3 protein-coding genes and 2 pseudogenes are annotated in these 4,206 nt (G+C 55.3%); all 5 read right to left on the reverse strand.

All coding sequences use genetic code 11. From position 1 onward, the window contains the following. Positions 1–119: 119 nt before the first annotated feature. Positions 120–890, reverse strand: a pseudogene (locus tag RAE07_RS11855) (ribonucleotide-diphosphate reductase subunit beta); the annotation flags it as partial. A gap of 293 nt (positions 891–1,183) precedes the next feature. Next, positions 1,184–1,606, reverse strand: coding sequence for a dUTP diphosphatase (gene dut / locus RAE07_RS11860; protein ID WP_317001921.1), 423 nt, complete (start codon positions 1,604–1,606; stop codon positions 1,184–1,186). A gap of 665 nt (positions 1,607–2,271) precedes the next feature. Continuing rightward, positions 2,272–2,589: a RusA family crossover junction endodeoxyribonuclease gene (locus tag RAE07_RS11865; protein ID WP_317001917.1), complete on the reverse strand. Its 318-nt coding sequence runs from the start codon at positions 2,587–2,589 to the stop codon at positions 2,272–2,274. Between the two features lie 60 nt (positions 2,590–2,649). Then, positions 2,650–3,624, reverse strand: a pseudogene (locus RAE07_RS11955) (DNA cytosine methyltransferase). An 11-nt stretch (positions 3,625–3,635) separates the two neighbouring features. Then, a complete protein-coding gene (locus RAE07_RS11880) occupies positions 3,636–3,932 on the reverse strand; it encodes a hypothetical protein (protein ID WP_317001920.1) in 297 nt (98 codons plus the stop codon). Between the last annotated feature and the right edge of the window lie 274 nt (positions 3,933–4,206).

Consider the following 4,206-nt stretch of genomic DNA (forward strand, 5'->3'; position numbering starts at 1 on the left):
CCGACGGCACTCCTGGTGCAATCTTTCAGCTCCTGACGTCTTTGAAGCCGAGAATTCAGCTACACTGACTAGAGCAGCATAGCTAACCCCCGACGTGTCCACTTTCCGGGGGTCAGGCCCTCTGTCCAGCCCAGCGGGCCGTACAGCTCGCGGGTGTAGTGTTCCTCGTTATCCATGAGGTCAAGTAGGAGGTCTACTACTTCACCTTGAAGTTCCGCTTGCTGTTCTTCTGGTAGTTGCTTTACGGCTTGCTGGTATTTGTAGCCGATGTAGTAGCCGTGGACGGCTTCATCGCGGATGATTAGGCGGATGATGTCGGCGGTGTTGGTCAGCTTAGAGTGTGCCGCCATGCGTAGCGGGAGGTAGAAGCCGCTGTAGAACAAAAAGGATTCCAGCAGCGTGGATGCTGACTTGCGCATGTTCGCGTTACCGCGCTTGTAGAAGTCCAGTACGCGGTGTGCCTTGTACTGTAGGCGCTCATTCTGGCGGCCCCAATCGAATGCTTTATTGATGGTGGGGGTGTCTGCCAACGTCATGAAGATGTTGGAGTAGGACTTGGCGTGCACGGACTCCATGAAAGCGATGTTGGTGTAGACGGCTTCCTCATGCGGGGTAGTTGCGTCTGGCATGATGCTTAGTGCGCCTACGGTGCCTTGCATGGTGTCGAGCATGGTTAGGCCGGTGAATACCTGCATGGTGGCCCACTGTTCATTGGCGGGCATGAGTTTCCATGCGGGAATATCGTTCGATACGGGCACCTTGTCGGGCAGCCAGAAGTTGCTGGTGAGCCTGTCCCATACGTCTTTGTCTACCTGGTCGCTAATGGTGTTCCAGTTGATGGGGTCGATGGTGTCTTGTGGTGTGGCGTGGTTTGGTGTTGCTAGGTTCATGCGTGGTGTCTTTCTACTTGGTGCCGGTGGAGCCTTGAAATCTGTCATTTTTGTCTCCGTTAGTTGGATTTCTTTTTGCGAAGTTGATACTTTCCACAGCGATTACATTGACGCTCAAAGCGCCTATAAACCTTGTCTGTCTTCCCGCCGAAATCGTCTCTCACGACAATATGAAGACCGCGAACTTCCTCCCAGCTCCCCCAGTGATGCCAGCAAAAATTGGGCAAGAACACGACGATGAGAATGCCGAAGACTAACCCCAGCGTTAGACCAATAAATATTCCCAGGCTCATTTAGTTCACCCCGCTTGATCCGTGTCCGCCTGTGCCGCGTTGGGTGGTGCCGGTGAGAGTGTCTACGGGCATCATGCGGGTGAGGGTGACGGGTTGGATGAGTAGTTGTGCTACGCGGTCGCCTTTGTGGAGTACGATGGCCTTGTCTCCGTGGTTGATGAGGTTTAGGTACACGGTGCCTTGGTAGCCCGCGTCGATTAGGCCTGGCGAGTTGTTGAGGGTTACGCCTAGTTTGTGTGCGGTGCCGGAGCGTGGTAGTACGAGGGCGCAGTAGCCGGTGGGGATTCCTAGTTTGATTCCGGTGGTTACTAGTGCGCGTTCGCCGGGTGCGAGGTGTACGTCTTCGGCGGTGCGTACGTCCCAGCCTGCATCGTCAATGTGAGCTTTGCGTGGGCGGTATTGTTTATCGCCCTCTACTTGGATTGTGACAGGCCGGTTAGAACAGGGATTGTTGTTGCGGTTTGCGTCCTGGCGCTGTTTGTTCACGATGATGGTGAGGGCGGTTACGAGGCCTAGTGCCAGCAGGATGACTGCGGCCAGGCCCATTGCTTCTAGTGCGTGCATGTCGTTTTTCTTTCCATGTGAAGATGGTTGTGTTTTTGGGTTGGGTGGATTGCCAGTCTTTTTGGCGGCGGCGGCGTGCGTCGCAGATTCGGCAGTATCCGTGTGCTGCGTGGGTTAGTGGTTGGTTTTCGAGTGGTGTGTCCTTTATTCGTGCTTGCATTGGTTTTCCGCAGCCTTTGCAGGTTTTTGGTGGTGTGAAGCGTTTGTGTGCCCCTACGTGGGGTGTGGTGATTCCTGCGATTGCGGCTAGTTGGTTGGCGGTGTCTTGGTCGCCGTTGCACCAGACCCCGGCTTGTATGACTCCGCTTGCTGGTGATGTGTGTACTTTGTCTAGGCTGTCGCCTGCTGTGAGTGCGTCGAGGGCACATTGTTTGCGTAGTGGGCAGTGTGTGCAGGCTTCGAGTGCGTCGAAAGTGTGGGGGTCTATTGGTTGGGGGTTGGTGAAGACGGGGTGACCGTGGCAGGGTGGTTTTGTTTGCTTCACGTTTTGTTACCTTACACAACATTTGTTGTATTAGGCAACTTTATTCTGTGGTTATTTCTAGCCACATTTTGGCGGGCTGACCTTTAATGGCCGGTTGGATGGTGGGCATGATTTTAGTCATGTAGTCCGGTGTGTCATCGGGTACTACCCCGGCATCTACTATGCCGTCGCAAAGTGCTTTGAGGGTTGGGGCGATGTTGTCCGCGTCCCTGCGTCTTTTGTCTCTGGGCTGGTAGTGGAGCTGTACAGTGATGTGGTTCGCTTTGCGGATGCGTGCAGCCCGGCACCTTACCATTGCTTCATGGCGGATTGCTTTCGTGATTTTTGCTTTCTGCGCCCAGTGCATGCGCTGGTTCATGTTGAGGGGTGGTTTAGTAAAGGTGAGTGGGATTGTGTACAACATTTGTTGCGTTCTCCATCAAATTACAGTAGTGTCATTTGTGGGCCTTGTCCCGTGTATCCAATGAGATGTTTCCCTTTCTCGCATTCGGTTTCCCCGCCTGGTTGCCCCAACACCATGGCGGGGATTCTTTATGTTCGGGCTAGGAGGTCTTGTAGTGCTGCCGCTGCTTGGGCTGGCACGACCCCGTTTCCTAGGGCTTTGAGTTGATGATTGCGGGTGAGTCCGGGGACGCCGGTTACCCAGCCGGGGGGGCAGACCCATTAGCCATTCCACGAATTCTGTGGTGGTTTCGGCGCGGTAGTCCTCCCGGTCTCCCACGATGGGCGGCGGGGTGTGTCCGGTGAGCATGGCCCATGTGAGGATTGCCGGGGCCGCGTCACCCCAGCGGAGCTTCATCTCGTGGTTGATGTCGGCGGCATCGTTAATCCCGGCCAATGTACTGTGCAGGTCGTTATCCCAGGTGAATTGCGGCGCTGGTCGGCAGGTGAGTCCGCTCGCTTGTGGTCGCTCGCTGTTGGGGTAGGCAAGAATGAAAAGCCGCTCCCGGTGGTGTGGAGCTCCCACGTCGGACGCTCGTACACATGCCCACTGCGCATTCCACCCGATGCTGGCAAGGTCTTCCAGCACTTCGGCGAGTCCCAGTGTGAGGTGTCCGCGAACGTTCTCAAAGAATGCGGCGCGTGGTCGAAGATGCTTAATTGCATTGAGGACATGGGGCCAGAGGTGTCTTTCATCATTCGTTCCTTTGCGGTGTCCTGCCTGTGAAAAGGGTTGGCACGGCTACGGATAGCCAGCGGTAAGAATGTCGATTGGCTGGCTATCTCGAACCTCCTCCCAGTCCACGCGGGTTACGTCACCCAAGTTGGGAACCTGCGGGTAGTGATGGTGGAGGATGCGGGCCGGGGCGGGGTCAATCTCCGCAAACCACACGGGGGCCGCGTCAAGTACCTGCATGACCCCCATTTCTAAGCCGGAATAGCCCGCAAACATGCCGCCTATTCTCACTTGACCTCACACCACCAATCAGTGTGAGTGCTCTTCGTGGAGGGGTTGTAGTGGCGCGATTCGCGGTATTCAGTGCCAGGGCCGCAATGCTCACTGTTATCGTCGTGAGAATCTATGACGTAGAACATCGTGGCGATGCAACCGATGAAAGATGCGACACCCACTAGGAGAATAATTACTCCACCCGTCCAACTATCGTGAAATACATCGAAACCGAACATGCAAATGAAAACGCTTATCGTAAACCATGCCATGAACGCTACCGTTGCGGCTGCCATGATGATGTAGTCCATGTCTAGCTCCCTGCGATTAGTTTCAGCGCCCACAGCAGCGCGTAGATGGGGTGATTCGGGTCTGCTACGCCGCCGTCTGGGGTGTAGGCGGTGGAGAGTAGTTCAATGAGTGTGTTCATGGTTTTTCCGTAGTTAGTGGTGTGATGTGGTATAGGGACCTGACCCCTGTTTGGTGGACACCTGATATCCAGCCCAGTCGGGCTGGAAGAAAGGTAATCTACCACCATGTCCAGGTACTCCGAACAGTTCAAACGCGATGCCGTGGCCCTCTACG

Origin of the sequence: Corynebacterium nasorum (assembly GCF_032821635.1) — a bacterium.
GTDB lineage: Bacteria > Actinomycetota > Actinomycetes > Mycobacteriales > Mycobacteriaceae > Corynebacterium > Corynebacterium kefirresidentii.